The sequence below is a fragment of the Pseudomonas sp. FG35 genome (genome assembly GCF_057809295.1).
On the sequence record NZ_JBMDJR010000008.1, the window covers coordinates 111318 to 126301 of the forward strand.

The window sequence follows — 14984 nt, forward strand, 5'->3', positions numbered from 1 at the left end:
GGCTGACGCCATGTTGCTCAACCTGTTCAATGAAATGCGTGCAGCCAAGGTACCGGTGTCGGTGCGCGAGCTGCTCGACCTGATCAACGCGCTGAAACAGCGCGTGACCTTCGCCGACATGGACGAGTTCTACTACTTGTCGCGGGCGATTCTGGTGAAGGACGAACGGCATTTTGACAAGTTCGACCGTGCGTTCGGCGCCTACTTCAATGGCCTGGAAAAGCTCGATGATCACTTGCAGGCGCTGATCCCCGAAGACTGGCTGCGCAAGGAATTCGAGCGTTCGCTGAGCGACGAGGAACGCGCGCAGATCCAGTCCCTCGGCGGCCTGGACAAGCTGATCGAGGAGTTCAAGAAACGCCTGGAAGAACAGAAGGAACGCCACGCCGGCGGCAACAAGTGGATCGGCACCGGCGGCACCAGCCCGTTCGGCTCCGGCGGTTTCAACCCGGAAGGCATTCGGGTCGGCGACGCCGGCAAACGCCAGGGCAAAGCGGTGAAAGTCTGGGATCAACGCGAGTACAAGAACCTCGATGATTCCGTGGAACTGGGCACCCGCAACATCAAGGTCGCCCTGCGCCGCCTGCGCAAATTCGCGCGTCAGGGCGCGGCGGAAGAGCTGGACATCGACGGCACCATCGACCACACCGCCAAGGATGCAGGCTTGCTGAACATCCAGATGCGCCCGGAACGGCGCAACACGGTGAAGCTGTTGCTGCTGTTCGACATCGGCGGTTCGATGGACGCCCACGTGAAGATCTGCGAGGAGCTGTTCTCGGCCTGCAAGACCGAGTTCAAGCATCTGGAGTACTTCTATTTCCACAACTTCATTTATGAGTCGGTGTGGAAGAACAACATGCGCCGCACCTCCGAGCGCACCTCGACCCAGGACCTGCTGCACAAGTACGGCGCCGACTACAAAGTGATCTTCATCGGTGACGCCGCCATGGCGCCTTATGAAATCACCCAGGCCGGCGGCAGCGTCGAGCACTGGAACGAAGAGCCGGGTTACGTGTGGATGCAGCGCTTCATGGAGAAGTACAAGAAGCTCATCTGGATCAATCCGTACCCGAAAGATACGTGGGGCTACACCTCATCGACGAATATCGTGCGGGATTTGATCGAGGATCAGATGTATCCGTTGACGTTGCGCGGGCTGGAAGAAGGGATGCGGTTTCTGTCCAAGTAGTCCGCAACGGCTCCCCCGCCAGCGGCGGGAGAACAATCAAAAGCGCTTCAGATATTCGATGTGTTCCCGGTGTGCCACTTCCTGCACCACCGGGCGCAACCTGACCTTCGCCCCCGGCAGATACTGTGCCAGGCGGGCCAACGCCAACGGTGTCAACGCTCCCAATCGCGGATAGCCGCCAATGGTCTGCCGATCATTGAGCAACACGATCGGCTGCCCGTCCGGCGGCACCTGCACCGCCCCCAGCGGAATGCCCTCGGAAATCATCGGTTTACCCTGATATTGCAACGCCGTGCCCAACAGACGAATACCCATGCGATCGGCACGACTGTCCAGCGTCCAGGCACTGTTGAATGCATCGAACAGGCTCTGCCCGCTGAACTGACCGATCTGCGCGCCGAGCACCAGATCGAGCGGTGCGTCAAGGCGCAGATCCGGTCGATGCTCCGCCGGCACCTCGCGCACCAGCAAGGTTTCGCCCTGATAACTCAGCGAAGCGCCCTTGGCCAGCGGCAGGCCAAAACCATCGAGCCCGCCGAGTTCTTCGCGCACTACCGTGGCACTGCTGCCCAACACTGGCGGCGCGCTGAAACCGCCAGGCGCAGCCAGATAGGCCCGAGCCCCCAGCAACGGCTGGGTGAACGTCAAGGTCTGCCCTTTACGCAGTTTGAAACTGCGCCACGGCGCTAACGCCTCACCGTCGATCTGCGCGCCAAGATCGGCACCCGCCAATGCCAGCAAGCAATCTTCTTCAGCCACCACCGTGAACCCGCCGAGGGTAATTTCGATCACCGGCAAGTCCAGGCCATTGCCCAGCAGCCAGTTGGCCCAGGCCATCGACCGCCAGTCCGCCGCGCCACCCTGGGTCACGCCCAGATGCCGTACGCCAAACCGGCCGGCATCCTGCAACAGGCACAGCGGCGTACTCGCTTCAATCGTCAGTCGGCTCATGCGAGGGCCTCCAGAGGCGTGTCGTCACCGCCGAGGCGGATGAATTCGGCATGGCTTACCGCTTCGAAACGTACGGTATCGCCGGGTTGCATGAGGCTGTAGCCATCGCGTTCACGGTCGAACAACTTTGCCGGCGTGCGACCGATCAGGTTCCAGCCACCGGGGGACACCACCGGATACGCCGCTGTCTGACGCTCGGCGATGCCGACACTGCCGGCGGCGACTTTCTTGCGTGGGGTATTCAGACGCGGCGCCGCGAGGACTTCTTCCACCAGGCCCATGAAGGCAAACCCCGGTGCGAATCCGAGCGCGAACACCTGATATTCACGGGCACTGTGGCGGCGGATCACCTCCTCTACTGCCAAGCCGCTGCGTTGAGACAGCAAACTCAATTCCGGTCCGACGCTCAGGTCGTACCACACCGGCAGCACATGGCACTGGCCGCCGATACGCGCATTCGGCGACAGGTCGATCAGCGCTTCGGCGATCAACTCCCGCGCCTGATTCGGGCTCAACGCGGTCAGATCGTAATGCACCATCAACGTGGTGTACGACGGCACCAGATCGATCAGATGTGCGCCGAACAACGCGCGCAACCGCTCGCTGGCGGCGAGCATCCACGGCATGTTGGCTTCGGCGATTTCATCGAACAAGCGCAGCATCAGGCAATCCAGCGCCACCACTTCCACCCGCGGATTCATGGCGCGCTCTGCTCGTTCAAGGCCTGACGAATGCGCTGCACGGCCGCCACTGAGCTGGCGTTGTCACCGTGCACGCACAAAGTGTTGGCTTGCAGGTGCAGCGCGCTGCCGTCGCTGGCGGTGAGGTTGTCGCCACGGGCGATGGTCAGCGCTTGCCCGATGATGGTTTCGCAATCGTGGTGCACCGCGCCCGGCAGTTGTCGCGAGACCAGTCGGCCGGCGCTGTCGTAGGCGCGGTCGGCGAAGGCTTCGAACCACAGCGTCACGCCGTATTCGTCGCCGAGTTGCTGGGCTGCCGTGTTGTCGCGGGTGGCCATCAGCATCAACGGCAAGCTGCGATCGTAAGCCACGACGGCCTGAATCACCGCGCGCAACTGCGCCGGGTTGGCCATCATGTCGTTGTACATCGCGCCGTGGGGTTTGACGTAACTGACTTTGCCACCCTGGGCACGGCAAATGCCGTCGAGAGCGCCGATCTGGTAATGCAGGATGTCCTGCAGTTCCTGGGCCGTGTAGGCCATGGAACGTCGGCCGAACCCCACCAGATCCTGATAGGCCGGATGCGCGCCGATCTTCACGCCGTGGCTCAACGCCAGGCTGACGGTCTTGCGCATGATGCTCGGGTCGCCGGCGTGGAAACCGCAGGCAATGTTGGCGCAGTCGATGAAGGGCATGACTTCCGCGTCCAGACCCATGGTCCAGCTGCCGAAGCTCTCGCCGATGTCACAGTTCAATAGCAGGCGGCTCATGGTGAACACTCCTGTAGCTTTTGTCTTTTTTTATCGTAGGGCGTTGTCGCAGGTTATCAGTTACTGCGCGTCCAGTTGCTTGCCACGGGTTTCCGGCAGGCTCAACGCCGCGAGGATCACCACCCCGTAGGACACCGCCGCAAAGGCACCGATGCCTACGCTCAGTGGCACCTTCTGACTGAGCAGGCCGATCAGCAGCGGGAACAAAGCCGCCAGCGCCCGACCGATGTTGTAGCAGAAGCCCTGCCCCGAGCCACGAATCCGGGTTGGAAACAACTCGGTGAGAAACGCGCCCATCCCACTGAAAATCCCCGAGGCGAAAAAGCCCAGCGGGAAACCCAGCCACAGCATCACGCCGTTGCTGACCGGCAATTGGGTGTAGAGCAGAACGATGGTGAACGAGCCGACGGCGAACAGGATGAAGTTCTTCTTGCGGCCCAACAGGTCGGTCAAATAGGCGCTGATCACATAACCGGCGTAGGAACCGATGATCACCATCGCCAGATAACCGCCGGTGCCGAGTACGCTCAAACCGCGTTCGTTTTTCAGAAAAGTCGGCAGCCAGGAGGTAATCGCGTAATAACCGCCGAGGGCGCCGGTGGTCAGCAGCGAGGCACGAATCGTGGTGAAGAGCATGCCGGGGGCGAAAATCTCGTAGAACTTCGAAGGGCTTTCCGGGGTTTGTCTGGCCTTGGCTTCGCGGTAGATCTCCGGATCTTTCACCAGACGGCGGACGAAAATCACGAACACCGCCGGCACGATGCCAAGGATGAACAGTGCGCGCCAGGCGTCTTCCGGTGGCAGCACCGAAAACAGCAGCGCATACAGAATCGCCGTCAGGCCCCAACCCAAGGCCCAGCCGGATTGCACCATGCCCACCGCCTTGCCGCGGTCCTTGGCCCGGATCACTTCACCGATCAGCACCGCACCGGCGGTCCATTCACCGCCGAAACCGAAGCCCATCAAGGTGCGGGCAATCAACAGCTGTTCGTAGTTCTGGGCAAAGCCGCAAAGGAAAGTGAAGAAGGCAAACCACAGCACCGTCAGTTGCAGGGTGCGCACGCGGCCGATGCGGTCGGAGAGAATTCCCGCCACCCAACCGCCGATGGCCGAAGCGATCAGGGTGCTGGTGTGGATCAGGCCGGCTTCGCCGGTGGTGATGCCCCACATTGCGATCAGGGTCGGCACCACGAAGCTGAGCATCTGGGTGTCCATGCCGTCCAGACCGTAGCCGATCTTGCAGCTCCAGAAGGTCCGGCGCTCCTGCTGATTGATGTTGCGATACCAGTCGAACGGGCCGGGACGGGCCGCAGTCTTGGGGAGGTCGAGGGTGTCGGGCGCACTCATGGCATGTCTCCGCAGGCTTTTATTGGTCTTGTTCGAAGCTCCGACGACGCCTATCGTGGGAACCGGATGCGTCGATTCTTGGGTGCGTCACCCGGTCGCGTCCAACGAATAAAAACCCGCCCAAGACATAAGAAAAATTTGTTGCCATGAACCTGAAGTTTCTCGAAACGTTCGTCTGGGTCGCCCGGCTGAAAAGTTTTCGCCTGACCGCCGACAAGCTGTTCACCACTCAGGCCTCGATCTCAAGCCGGATCGCGGTGCTCGAAGGCGAGCTCGGGGTGAAGCTGTTCCTGCGTGATTCACGCGGCGTCAGCCTGACGCCCGAAGGTTTGAAAGTGCTGGACTATGCCGAGCAGATGCTCGACACGATGCAGGCGCTGAAGCAGTCGATCGAGACCCGATCGAGCAAGGTCGGCCGGGTGCGCATCGGGGTGATGGACACAGTGATCCACACCTGGCTCAGCCCGCTGGTGGCGCAGATGACCGATCTGTACCCACGGGTGGAAATCGAGCTGGTGGCGGATACCTCGCTGAACCTCTGCGATCAGCTGCAAAAAGGCTTTCTCGATCTGATCCTGCAAACCGATCTGGTGCGCCAGGAAAGCGTGCGCAGCCTGGAGCTGGCCAGCCACCCCATCGGCTGGATCGTCGCCAGCAACTCGATCTACAACCGCGATTACCAGAGCCTCGCCGACCTGGCCCAGGAACGGATCATCACCTACTCGAAAAACTCCCGGCCGCACCAGGACATCCTGGCGTTGATGCAGGCCCAAGGTGTGTTGGCGCCACGGTTGAACTGTGTGAATTCGGTATCGGCGATTACCCGGCTGTTACGCGACGGGTTCGGCATTGGCGCGTTGCCGCCGGTGCTGGTGGCCGAGGAGCTGACGCGGGGCGAACTGACCCTGCTCGACATCGAACAGCGCCCGCCGAACCTCCAGGTCGTGGTGTCGTGGCGGGTCGGCGTGGAATGGGTCGAGGAAATTGTGACGCTGTGTCAGCAGGTGCTGGAGGGGTATACGCGCAAGGTGGGCAAGGATTACATCGCTTTAAGTTGATCGTTCCCACTGCGTGGGAACGATGCATCGAAGCTTACAGCCCTCGCACATCCCGGTCTTCGATCGGCCGGCTCTGGCGCAGGCGCTTGCCGCCCAGCACCACCCAGTCGATCAGACGGAACAGGCATTCAAGGCCGAACGACAGCAACATCGCGCCGCTCATGCCCCAGATCATCGCCTCAGGCGTCAGCAGGATCTGGTAGCTGTAGCCATTCCAGGTTTCCTTGCGGATGTCCGGATCGGCGGCCAGCACCACCTGCAGGAAGCGGATGTACCACGGGCCCTGCATCGCCTGGAATTGCTTGTCCAGCGCCAGCTGACGGTTGAGCAAAGTGCTCAAGCTGTCGGCATCGCTGCGAAACACCGGATCTTCGCTGGCACGGTAATGGGCGACCAGCGCCTGGATATCCCCTTTGAAGAACTGCTCGGCGGTGCCCTGGAAGCCGCGCAGACCGGTCTGCGCCTCGATCAGGTGCGCTTCGACCCGCTTGGCGTAATCGTTGATGAAGCCCGGCACCTGGACACCGATCAACAGGCCCGCCGCAAACAACACCAGCCGTAGATAACTGAGCAACATGGGGGTGCAATCCTTATTCGGTCGTGCCTTGGCTTACGCATTCGCCGCGTCGCCACAGGCTCCATTGGCCCGGTTCGTAGCGGGTCCAGGTTTCGTTTTCGGTCAAGGGTTCAGTGGCAATCACCGTCACCACGTCGTTGGGCGTGGTTTCGGCCTGGAAATCGACGATCACATCGACGTCCTTGAGCCGCGCCGGGCCAAACGGTGCACGACGGGTGATCTGCGCCAGTTTGGTCGAGCAATAGCAGAACAGCCAGTCGCCGTCGCTGAGCAGGCAGTTGAACACGCCTTTGCTGCGATATTCGGCGCAGGCTGCGACCAGATCCGGCAGCAGCACTTCTATATCGACCGGTTCCGGAAACGCTGCACGTACCCGGTTGAGCAAATCGCAGAACGCCGCTTCGCTGTCGGTATCGCCGACCGGGCGGTAGAAACTTTTGATCGGGGAGAAATCGGCGAGCTGGCCATTGTGCGCGAAGCACCAGTTGCGCCCCCACAGCTCGCGGACGAACGGGTGGGTATTGGACAGGCAGACCTTGCCGACGTTGGCCTGGCGGATGTGACCGATGACCACTTCGCTCTTGATCGGATAACGCTGCACCAGATTGGCGACTTCCGACTCGCTGCTGGCCGCCGGGTCCTGGAACAGGCGCAAGCCGCGCCCTTCGTAGAAGGCAATGCCCCAGCCGTCGCGGTGTGGCCCGGTGCGACCACCGCGCTGCATCAACCCGGTGAAGCTGAACACGATGTCGGTCGGCACGTTGGCACTCATGCCCAGTAATTCACACATGTGCGGACTCTCGTGATTACAGGCGCGGCTCGACCCGCATGCGCTGCGGATTGCTCGGTACCGGCGGGCGACCGTAGCGGTCATCGCCGGCGCCGCCGAACGGTTGATCGGCGTCACGCTCGTCTTCGGCGCGGGCGGCTGCGCGAGCCGCTTCGGCCTGTTCCTTGCGAGCGTTCGAAGCGCGCTCGATCGGGAAACGGATCAGCACGAAAATCAGGTACAGGCCGAACGCGATCATGGCGTACATGAGCAGTTCGGAAATGGCGCGCCAGGCGTTGTTGCCGACCTTGAACGCCAGATCCAGCGCGGTGATGGCGATGGCCGGGGCGAATTTTTCCTTCACCGGATCAATGATGGTCGGGCTGAACAGCAGCACCACCATCAATACACGCAGCGGCTCGCGCAGCCAGCGCCACATCCAGCGGGTCATGCGCATCCACACCAGCAGGCAGCCCACGGCGGCAAAGGCGTAAAGACCCCAGGCGATCAGATAGTCGTTCTCGGTCATGGTGTCCATGGCAAGGCAGGCAAATAGGCGCTTATAGTAACGACTTTTCGCACGTCAGGCTTCCCCGCCGTCCGTGCGGCCCTTATTTGTCATGTCCGAGAGCTTTCCATGCCCGTATCCGCCAACGTCATCAGCGCCCCGATTGCCCACAAGGCCGCCGGTCACGACCCGTACGCCTGGCTGCAGGAACGCGACACCGACGCGGTGCTCGACTACCTCAAGGCTGAAAACGACTATCAGCAGGCGCAGACCGCCGATCAGGCCGAACTGCGTGAAACCCTGTTCGAAGAGATCAAGGGCCGGATCCTCGAAACCGACCTGTCGCTGCCATCACCATGGGGCCCGTACCTGTATTACACCCGCACCACAGCGGGTGACGAATACGCCCGCCACTACCGCTGCCCGCGTCCGGCCGACGACAGCCTGACCCTCGACGAAAGCCGCGAACAATTGCTGCTCGACCCGAACGCCCTGGCCAATGGCGGCTTTTTCTCCCTGGGCGCGTTCAGCATCAGCCCGGATCACCAGCGTCTGGCCTACAGCGTCGATGCCTCGGGCGACGAGATTTACACGCTGTTCGTGAAGGAATTGTCCAGCGAGCGCGTCAGCGAACTGGAATTCCAGGACTGCGACGGCAGCATGACCTGGGCCAACGACAGCCTCACGCTGTTCTTCGGCGTGCTCGACGACACCCACCGCCCGCACAAACTGTTCCGCTACCGCCTGGACGGCACCGCCGCCGAAGAGGTGTTCCACGAGCCGGACGGGCGTTTCTTCCTGCATTGCTACCGCGCCAGCTCCGAGCAGCAATTGCTGTTGTCCCTGGGCAGCAAGACCACCAGCGAAGTCTGGGCGCTGGATGCCAATCAGCCGCAGCAGCCATTCACTTGCCTGGCGCCACGGGTCGAGGATCACGAGTACGACGTCGATCACGGCAAGCTCGATGGCGAATGGACCTGGTTCATCCGCACCAACCGCGACGGCATCAACTTCGCCCTGTATCAGGCGCCGGACACCGGTATTGCACCGAGCGAAGCCGACTGGCAGAACCTGATTCCGCACAGTGATTCGGTGATGCTCGATGGCGTGACCCTCAACGCCGAAGCCCTGACCCTGAGCCTGCGCGAGGGTGGTCTGCCAATCATCGAAGTTCGACCACACGGTCTGGCGCCTTATCGCGTGCAACTACCGGACGCGGCCTACAGCCTCTACGTGCAAAACAGCCTGGAATTCGAAAGTGACCGCATTCGCCTGCGCTATGAAGCGCTGAATCGTCCGGCTCAGGTTCGGCAACTGATCCTCGCCACCGGCGAGCAGACTGTGCTCAAGGAAACCCCGGTGCTCGGCCCGTTCGACGCCGACGCCTACGTCAGCCAGCGCCTGTGGGCGACCGCGCCGGACGGCACCCAGGTGCCGATCAGTCTGGTGATGAAACGGGAAATGGTCGGCAAAGCGGTGCCGCTGTACCTGTACGGTTACGGCGCCTACGGCTCAAGCCTCGACCCGTGGTTCTCCCACGCCCGCCTGAGTCTGCTGGATCGCGGCATGGCGTTCGCCATCGCCCATGTGCGCGGCGGCGGTGAACTGGGCGAAGCCTGGTACCGCGCCGGCAAGCAGGAGCACAAGCACAACACGTTCAGCGACTTCATTGCCTGCGCCGAATTCCTGATCCTCAACGGCATCACCACCGCGCCACAGCTGGCGATCAGTGGCGGCAGCGCTGGTGGTTTGCTGATCGGTGCGGTGCTCAACCAGCGTCCGGATCTGTTCGGTGTGGCGATTGCCGAAGTGCCGTTCGTCGACGTGCTCAATACCATGCTCGACCCGGACCTGCCGCTGACCGTCACTGAATACGACGAGTGGGGCAATCCCGAAGAGCCGGAGGTCTACGAGCGGATCAAGGCCTACGCGCCGTACGAAAACGTCACCGCGCAGGCCTATCCCGCAACGTTGGTGATCGCCGGCTACAACGACAGCCGCGTGCAGTATTGGGAAGCGGCCAAGTGGGTGGCGAAATTGCGCGCGACCAAGACCGATGACAATCCGCTGCTGCTCAAGACTGAACTGGGCGCCGGCCACGGTGGCATGAGCGGGCGTTATCAGGGATTACGTGACGTAGCGCTCGAATATGCATTTGTTTTCAAGGTTCTGGGCATTGTCTGAGGAACTCCGCCGGTCAGTCAGGTCTTAATTCCGGGCACCGGGAGCCGATAAGCAGATCGGCCCCCGGTGGCGAGCCTGCCACCCGACACAACAAAAAGATTGCATGACATGTCAGAACCAACCCTACTGAACAACGAAATTCGCGACTGGCTGATGGACTGCGGCCTGTTCGATCAATTGCAGCTGGCGGATTTTGCCGCCGCTTCGGGCTACTTCAGCATCAGTACCGTGGCTGAAGGCGAAGCGATCTTTCGCGAAGGCGATGCCGGCAGTTTCATGTGCATCATCCACACCGGCCAGGTGGCCGTGCAGAAAACCGGCGGCGACGGTCAGGTCGTGACCATGGCCACCCTGCGCAGCGGCCGGGCGTTCGGCGAAATGGCCGTACTCGACGGCGAACGCCGCTCGGCGACCTGCGTGGCGGCGAGCAACTGTCAGTTGCTCAACCTCGGCAAGGATTCGCTGGAAAAAATGCTCAACGACGCGCCGAAGATCGCCGCCAAAATCATCCGCGCCCTCGCCGTCTCCCTCTCCAAACGCCTGCGCATGGCCGACGGCCAGCTCGCCGCCCAGCAGATCTAGCCTCCCGGGGATTTGGGTTTGCTGTCGTTCTGTTCCAGGCCCGGCAATGGCTGATCCTTGGTCGGCGGGCTGGGCATTTCGATCGGCACCAGTGGCGGGCCGCCACTGCCGGGGCCGGCCTTGGGAATCGGCACCGGGCTGATCTGCGGATACGGGGTTGGCGTCGCCGTACCGGGCGAACCCGGTTGCGGTGTCGGACTGACGGGAATCGTCTGTTGCGCCTGTACGGCAGTTATCGAGAGCGCGGCCAGGGTAATGACCGTTAGAATGGTGCGCTTCATCAAGGGCTCCGTTGGCCTGAAGTCTGCCTTCAGGCTACTCCCAACGCGCCGGCTTGCCTTCCCCCCTGTAGAGATTTCCATGAAACGTTTCGTTCTGCTCGACACCACGCCGATCCCTGACAACGGCGGCGCCCTGTGCCTGTTCGAGTATGGCGAGGATTTCGTCATCAAGATCCAGGGCGGCGACGGCGGCCAATTGATGAACACCCGCATGCACGGCTCCGAAGACGCGCTGGCAGAGATCCCGTGCCGCAAGGTCGCCGGCCGGCCGAATTCGCGGGTACTGATCGGCGGTCTGGGCATGGGCTTCACCCTCGCCTCGGCGCTCAAGCATCTGGGCAAGAGTGCTGAAGTAGTGGTCGCCGAACTGGTGCCCGGGGTGGTCGAGTGGAACCGTGGCCCGCTCGGTGAAAAGTCCGGACGTCCGTTGCTCGACCCGCGCACGGTGATCCGTCAGGAAGACGTGGCCAAGGTGCTGCAAAGCGAGCCGAACGGCTTCGACGCGATCATGCTCGACGTCGACAACGGCCCCGAAGGCCTGACCCAGAAGGCCAACAGTTGGCTGTATTCCGCCGCCGGTCTTGCCGCGTGCGCCAAGGCCATGCGGCCCAAAGGCGTGCTCGCGGTGTGGTCGGCCAGCGCCGACCGGCAGTTTTCCGACAAATTGAAGAAGGCCGGTTTCAAGGCCGAGGAAGTCCAGGTCTTCGCCCACGGCAACAAGGGCACGCGCCACACGATCTGGATTGCCGAGAAGCTCAAGGGCTGAGCTAAACTTGCCCCATAACCGTCATTAGTCTTCTGCAAAGGTGAACCCATGAGTTCGTCCACCCCGACCAACACTTCGAAGCTGGATCGCATCCTCGCCGACAACCAGCGCGACAAGGAAATGGGCTACCGCGACAAGGCCCTGAAGATGTACCCGCACGTGTGCGGCCGCTGCGCCCGTGAGTTTTCCGGCAAGCGCCTGAGCGAGCTGACCGTGCACCACCGCGACCACAACCACGACAACAACCCTCAGGACGGTTCCAACTGGGAACTGCTGTGCCTGTACTGCCACGACAACGAACACTCGCGCTACACCGACCAGCAATACTTCGGCGAAGGCTCGCTGAGCACGCCGAAAATCGCCAAGGCCACGCACAATCCGTTTGCGGCGCTGGCCGGCCTCATGAAAAAAGAAGACTGAGTCGTCCGTGATCATTCCCGCCCCGTGCGGGAATGATCGGTTCCACCCTCCCCCAATCCCCGTATAATCGCCCTCTTTTTCCCGAAGGCACCCCGCTCGTGGCAGACAAACGGTACAGCTGCATTGGTTTGTATAACCCCAAATCACCGGAAAACGTCGGTTCGGTGATGCGCGCCGCAGGCTGCTACGGCGTGTCGACCGTGTTCTATACCGGCAAGCGCTATGAACGCGCCGCCGACTTCGTCACCGACACCAAGCGCGTGCACTACGACATCCCGCTGATCGGCATCGACGACCTGAAAAAGATCCTGCCGCTCAATTGCGTCCCGGTCGCCGTGGAACTGGTCGATGGCGCCCGCCCGCTGCCGGAATACACCCACCCGGATCGCGCCCTGTACATCTTCGGCCCCGAAGACGGCTCGCTGGATCAGGAGATCCGCGACTGGTGCGAAGACGTCGTGTACATCCCGACCACCGGCTGCATGAACCTCGCCGCCACGGTCAACGTTGTGCTCTACGACCGCATGGCCAAAGGCCTGAATACCCGCTCCGGACCGAAATTCCGCTGAAACGCCGCACATCCGATGGAACGAGCTGACCGCCTGCGCAGTCAGCTTGTTTATCCATTACTCATTGCCTGGAGAAAGATCATGACCGAGCTCAAACGCGTCGAGCGTATCGAATCCACCCCGTTCCAGAGCCGTCCTGAGCAGAACGTCGAAGGCTGGGAGCGCATCGGCTCGCTGGCCGGCGGCGTGATCATGGTCGGCAAGGGCCTGCGCCGTGGCGGGGTATTCGGGCTGATTCAGGTGGCGATTGGCGGCGTGGCCATGGCCCGCGGCATTACCGGTCACAGTTCGGTGAAAAGCCTGCTGGAGAAAAGCCGTCAGGACATGAACAACGTGCGGGCGAAGATCGAGCGGGCCGGTGAAGAACTGAGCAAGCTCAAGGCCAATGCCGAGGCGGCGACCAACACTGCCACCGTGACCGGCAATGACTCGGTGAAATCGCCGAAAGCCGGGGGCTGACCGCTACCGGACCAACCCGGTATCAAGGACTTTGGACGACTCGCCGAGAATGCTTTCGGCGAGTTGCACAAATTCTTTTGTATCGACAGTCCCCAAGTGCATCGCCCCGCGCAGCACGTCATCCAACGACCGCTTGTTTCGGGTCTTCAGGCGAATCTCGCCGTCCAGCTCCTGCAACAACAGCACCGCTTTCGACAGCTGCGCCGGGCTGATCTGCTCGCCGCGCAGGGTCGTGACTTTCTGACTGTCCTTCGCAAGTTTCGCCTGCAAGCTCTGATAACGCTCGTCACTCATGCCGCCGGCACGGCGCACCAGTTCGATGGCGTAATACTCGGCAAACCCTTCGCTGATCCAGTCGCTGCGCTGCTCGTCGTTGATCCGCCCGAACACCTGCGCCAGCTCGCGCACCAGGGCGCTGCTGCCGCTTTCGCTGACCAGCGGCAACCGCGTGTTGAGGTAGATCGACTCCCGCGCCGCCAGACTGCCGCGCCACATCGGGTCATTGGCGCCGACGATCAGCAGTTTGCTCGGATGGCGGGGAAACACCGCCTGCACCTGCGGCCAGACAAACGTCAGCAGCGTCAGCACATCCATCCGGCGCATGCCCTGACCTTGCGGCGACGCCACGGTGACTTCGGTTTCGCCCAGCCGGGTGCGGCGGCTGCCGAGGTGGCCGGCGAGCATCCAGCCGGTCGGGCGGTCGAACAGGCGTGACGGATTGTCGATACGGAATTTGTTCTTGCCGATGCGCGGCCAGGCGGTTTCGACGCTTTTCCAGCCGTCGGGCAATTCGAAGTGCAGGCGCGCGACCAGTTCGATACCGTCCTGCTGATCAAGCCTGGCCGGCGGCACCAGTTCATCGCCGCGCATCAACGCCCAGGTCGGGGTCATGCGCGTGTCGAAGCTGCCGTTCTTGCGGCCGTGGCTGATGCGCACGCGATAGGTCAGGCTGGCCTTGTCCGCCGTCGGGCGCCACACCCCGCGCGCCGCTTTGCCCGGTGTCAGTTGCCACTGGCCGTCGGCCTTGAAGTCGCTGTAGTGGCTGCCATCGCCAAGATCAAAATCCAGGCTGCGCACCGCTTCGCCCTTGGCAAGGGTCAGGCGCACTTCGGCCTGATCGCTCTGCGGCAGCAGGCGTACCTGATAATCCAGATCGACTTTCTTCGCCGCCCACACCGGCGCACTCAGCGCCAGCAGCGTGACGATCAGCGCCCGGCGCAATCCCGTCGCCATACCTGCTCCTGGGTCAATCGTTAACCTGCGCGGAAAATCAGGTGATCTTCCCAGTCGTCTTCCGGCACGCTGCCTTCGGCGAGCATGCGCCCGGACTGGGAAATCCGTTCGTGGTGCACCGCGTCGCGATCACCGCAGACCAGGTGATGCCACAGCGGCAGATCCTTGCCTTCGCTGACCAACCGATAACCGCAGGTCGGCGGCAGCCATTTGAACTCTTCGGCCTGGCCCGGGGTGAGCTGGATGCAGTCCGGGACAAACTTCATGCGGTTCGGGTAATCGCTGCACTGGCAGGTTTTCAGGTCCAGCAGTTTGCAGGCGATACGCGTGTAATAGACGCTGTTGTCCTCTTCATCCTCGAGCTTCTGCAGGCAGCACAGGCCGCAACCGTCGCACAGCGATTCCCATTCCTCGTGATCGAGTTGATCGAGGGTTTTGCGTATCCAGAACGGTTCGACTTTGGCGGCCATGGCTCAAGCATCAACATCAGGTGGTGAAAAGGCCGCCAGTCTAGTGCCCAAGGCCCCGTGGGCCAAGCGCTGGCGACTGCCGGTTGTGCGGGGCTTGTCAGTTTTTGCGCGGCCAAGTAGCTTTGCCGGTCACACCAGGCCTCTGCCGGATGCCATTAACGCTCGACCGCG

The 14984-nt window shown here is 62.1% G+C and carries 18 protein-coding genes; 8 read left to right on the plus strand and 10 right to left on the minus strand.

Features of this window, described 5'->3' with window-relative positions; all coding sequences use genetic code 11:
- Nucleotides 1-10: 10 nt before the first annotated feature.
- Nucleotides 11-1189, plus strand: a complete 1179-nt coding sequence (locus ACODTD_RS17190) for a vWA domain-containing protein (RefSeq protein ID WP_016771218.1) — start codon at nucleotides 11-13, stop codon at nucleotides 1187-1189.
- 36 nt (nucleotides 1190-1225) lie between these two features.
- Here the strand turns inward: ACODTD_RS17190 and ACODTD_RS17195 are convergent, their stop codons facing one another.
- From ACODTD_RS17195 to ACODTD_RS17210, 4 genes are read right to left on the minus strand one after another with little or no spacing between them, the layout of a single operon-like run.
- Nucleotides 1226-2140, minus strand: coding sequence for a 5-oxoprolinase subunit C family protein (locus ACODTD_RS17195; protein ID WP_221615188.1), 915 nt, complete (start codon nucleotides 2138-2140; stop codon nucleotides 1226-1228).
- Nucleotides 2137-2841 (minus strand): 5-oxoprolinase subunit B family protein, encoded by a 705-nt coding sequence (locus ACODTD_RS17200; protein ID WP_011332938.1) that lies wholly within the window; start codon nucleotides 2839-2841, stop codon nucleotides 2137-2139. The genes ACODTD_RS17195 and ACODTD_RS17200 overlap by 4 nt, the downstream gene beginning before the upstream one ends.
- Nucleotides 2838-3590: a 5-oxoprolinase subunit PxpA gene (locus tag ACODTD_RS17205; RefSeq protein ID WP_011332937.1), complete on the minus strand. Its 753-nt coding sequence runs from the start codon at nucleotides 3588-3590 to the stop codon at nucleotides 2838-2840. Before ACODTD_RS17205 ends, ACODTD_RS17200 begins: the two co-directional genes overlap by 4 nt.
- 60 nt (nucleotides 3591-3650) lie before the next feature.
- Nucleotides 3651-4937 carry an MFS transporter gene (locus ACODTD_RS17210; RefSeq protein ID WP_102685983.1) on the minus strand — a complete coding sequence of 429 codons (1287 nt, stop codon included), beginning with the start codon at nucleotides 4935-4937 and terminating at the stop codon, nucleotides 3651-3653.
- 146 nt (nucleotides 4938-5083) lie between these two features.
- On the opposite strand from ACODTD_RS17210, the gene ACODTD_RS17215 reads away from it, so the two are divergent.
- Nucleotides 5084-5995, plus strand: a complete 912-nt coding sequence (locus tag ACODTD_RS17215) for a LysR family transcriptional regulator (protein WP_011332935.1) — start codon at nucleotides 5084-5086, stop codon at nucleotides 5993-5995.
- Between the two features lie 34 nt (nucleotides 5996-6029).
- Here the strand turns inward: ACODTD_RS17215 and ACODTD_RS17220 are convergent, their stop codons facing one another.
- Genes ACODTD_RS17220 through ACODTD_RS17230 form a run of 3 tightly spaced genes read right to left on the minus strand, consistent with a single transcriptional unit; the run spans nucleotide 6030 to nucleotide 7879 of the window.
- Nucleotides 6030-6572 carry a DUF2937 family protein gene (locus tag ACODTD_RS17220; protein ID WP_011332934.1) on the minus strand — a complete coding sequence of 181 codons (543 nt, stop codon included), beginning with the start codon at nucleotides 6570-6572 and terminating at the stop codon, nucleotides 6030-6032.
- Nucleotides 6573-6585: 13 nt separating this feature from the next.
- Complete coding sequence (locus tag ACODTD_RS17225; RefSeq protein ID WP_011332933.1) at nucleotides 6586-7362, minus strand: class II glutamine amidotransferase; 777 nt, start codon at nucleotides 7360-7362, stop codon at nucleotides 6586-6588.
- A 16-nt stretch (nucleotides 7363-7378) separates the two neighbouring features.
- On the minus strand, nucleotides 7379-7879 hold the full coding sequence (locus tag ACODTD_RS17230; RefSeq protein WP_011332932.1) for a hypothetical protein: 501 nt from the start codon (nucleotides 7877-7879) through the stop codon (nucleotides 7379-7381).
- A 99-nt stretch (nucleotides 7880-7978) separates the two neighbouring features.
- Between ACODTD_RS17230 and ACODTD_RS17235 the strand changes: the two genes are divergently transcribed.
- Together ACODTD_RS17235 and ACODTD_RS17240 are read left to right on the plus strand one after the other, a co-directional pair.
- Entirely contained in the window at nucleotides 7979-10033 is a 2055-nt protein-coding gene (locus ACODTD_RS17235) for a S9 family peptidase (protein WP_011332931.1), read from the plus strand.
- Nucleotides 10034-10141: 108 nt separating this feature from the next.
- Complete coding sequence (locus ACODTD_RS17240) at nucleotides 10142-10615, plus strand: cyclic nucleotide-binding domain-containing protein (protein WP_007956482.1); 474 nt, start codon at nucleotides 10142-10144, stop codon at nucleotides 10613-10615.
- Here the strand turns inward: ACODTD_RS17240 and ACODTD_RS17245 are convergent.
- Nucleotides 10612-10896 (minus strand): hypothetical protein, encoded by a 285-nt coding sequence (locus ACODTD_RS17245; RefSeq protein ID WP_039772629.1) that lies wholly within the window; start codon nucleotides 10894-10896, stop codon nucleotides 10612-10614. The two genes, ACODTD_RS17240 and ACODTD_RS17245, sit on opposite strands and share 4 nt — an antisense overlap.
- Nucleotides 10897-10975: 79 nt before the next feature.
- Between ACODTD_RS17245 and ACODTD_RS17250 the strand changes: the two genes are divergently transcribed.
- The 4 genes from ACODTD_RS17250 (at nucleotide 10976) to ACODTD_RS17265 (ending at nucleotide 13110) form a co-directional block, all read left to right on the plus strand.
- Nucleotides 10976-11662: a spermine/spermidine synthase domain-containing protein gene (locus ACODTD_RS17250; RefSeq protein ID WP_011332930.1), complete on the plus strand. Its 687-nt coding sequence runs from the start codon at nucleotides 10976-10978 to the stop codon at nucleotides 11660-11662.
- A 48-nt stretch (nucleotides 11663-11710) separates the two neighbouring features.
- Nucleotides 11711-12082 (plus strand): YajD family HNH nuclease, encoded by a 372-nt coding sequence (locus ACODTD_RS17255; RefSeq protein WP_007944009.1) that lies wholly within the window; start codon nucleotides 11711-11713, stop codon nucleotides 12080-12082.
- A 98-nt stretch (nucleotides 12083-12180) separates the two neighbouring features.
- Nucleotides 12181-12651 (plus strand): RNA methyltransferase, encoded by a 471-nt coding sequence (locus ACODTD_RS17260; protein WP_007958066.1) that lies wholly within the window; start codon nucleotides 12181-12183, stop codon nucleotides 12649-12651.
- An 81-nt stretch (nucleotides 12652-12732) separates the two neighbouring features.
- Entirely contained in the window at nucleotides 12733-13110 is a 378-nt protein-coding gene (locus tag ACODTD_RS17265) for a YgaP family membrane protein (protein ID WP_011332928.1), read from the plus strand.
- 3 nt (nucleotides 13111-13113) lie between these two features.
- On the opposite strand, the gene ACODTD_RS17270 is transcribed toward ACODTD_RS17265, so the two are convergent.
- Nucleotides 13114-14343 carry a hypothetical protein gene (locus ACODTD_RS17270; protein WP_285356888.1) on the minus strand — a complete coding sequence of 410 codons (1230 nt, stop codon included), beginning with the start codon at nucleotides 14341-14343 and terminating at the stop codon, nucleotides 13114-13116.
- A gap of 20 nt (nucleotides 14344-14363) precedes the next feature.
- Complete coding sequence (locus ACODTD_RS17275; RefSeq protein WP_007958058.1) at nucleotides 14364-14813, minus strand: YcgN family cysteine cluster protein; 450 nt, start codon at nucleotides 14811-14813, stop codon at nucleotides 14364-14366.
- Nucleotides 14814-14984 lie beyond the last annotated feature (171 nt).

Bases quoted from the DNA above. Each gene is read 5' to 3' on its own strand.
- ACODTD_RS17245 (WP_039772629.1), bottom strand. From the start codon at position 10,896: ATGAAGCGCACCATTCTAACGGTCATTACCCTGGCCGCGCTCTCGATA.
- ACODTD_RS17255 (WP_007944009.1), top strand. From the start codon at position 11,711: ATGAGTTCGTCCACCCCGACCAACACTTCGAAGCTGGATCGCATCCTC.
- ACODTD_RS17200 (WP_011332938.1), bottom strand. From the start codon at position 2,841: ATGAATCCGCGGGTGGAAGTGGTGGCGCTGGATTGCCTGATGCTGCGC.
- ACODTD_RS17240 (WP_007956482.1), top strand. From the start codon at position 10,142: ATGTCAGAACCAACCCTACTGAACAACGAAATTCGCGACTGGCTGATG.
- ACODTD_RS17230 (WP_011332932.1), bottom strand. From the start codon at position 7,879: ATGGACACCATGACCGAGAACGACTATCTGATCGCCTGGGGTCTTTAC.
- ACODTD_RS17265 (WP_011332928.1), top strand. From the start codon at position 12,733: ATGACCGAGCTCAAACGCGTCGAGCGTATCGAATCCACCCCGTTCCAG.
- ACODTD_RS17190 (WP_016771218.1), top strand. From the start codon at position 11: ATGTTGCTCAACCTGTTCAATGAAATGCGTGCAGCCAAGGTACCGGTG.
- ACODTD_RS17220 (WP_011332934.1), bottom strand. From the start codon at position 6,572: ATGTTGCTCAGTTATCTACGGCTGGTGTTGTTTGCGGCGGGCCTGTTG.
- ACODTD_RS17215 (WP_011332935.1), top strand. From the start codon at position 5,084: ATGAACCTGAAGTTTCTCGAAACGTTCGTCTGGGTCGCCCGGCTGAAA.
- ACODTD_RS17275 (WP_007958058.1), bottom strand. From the start codon at position 14,813: ATGGCCGCCAAAGTCGAACCGTTCTGGATACGCAAAACCCTCGATCAA.
- ACODTD_RS17195 (WP_221615188.1), bottom strand. From the start codon at position 2,140: ATGAGCCGACTGACGATTGAAGCGAGTACGCCGCTGTGCCTGTTGCAG.
- ACODTD_RS17225 (WP_011332933.1), bottom strand. From the start codon at position 7,362: ATGTGTGAATTACTGGGCATGAGTGCCAACGTGCCGACCGACATCGTG.
- ACODTD_RS17270 (WP_285356888.1), bottom strand. From the start codon at position 14,343: ATGGCGACGGGATTGCGCCGGGCGCTGATCGTCACGCTGCTGGCGCTG.
- ACODTD_RS17210 (WP_102685983.1), bottom strand. From the start codon at position 4,937: ATGAGTGCGCCCGACACCCTCGACCTCCCCAAGACTGCGGCCCGTCCC.
- ACODTD_RS17205 (WP_011332937.1), bottom strand. From the start codon at position 3,590: ATGAGCCGCCTGCTATTGAACTGTGACATCGGCGAGAGCTTCGGCAGC.
- ACODTD_RS17250 (WP_011332930.1), top strand. From the start codon at position 10,976: ATGAAACGTTTCGTTCTGCTCGACACCACGCCGATCCCTGACAACGGC.
- ACODTD_RS17235 (WP_011332931.1), top strand. From the start codon at position 7,979: ATGCCCGTATCCGCCAACGTCATCAGCGCCCCGATTGCCCACAAGGCC.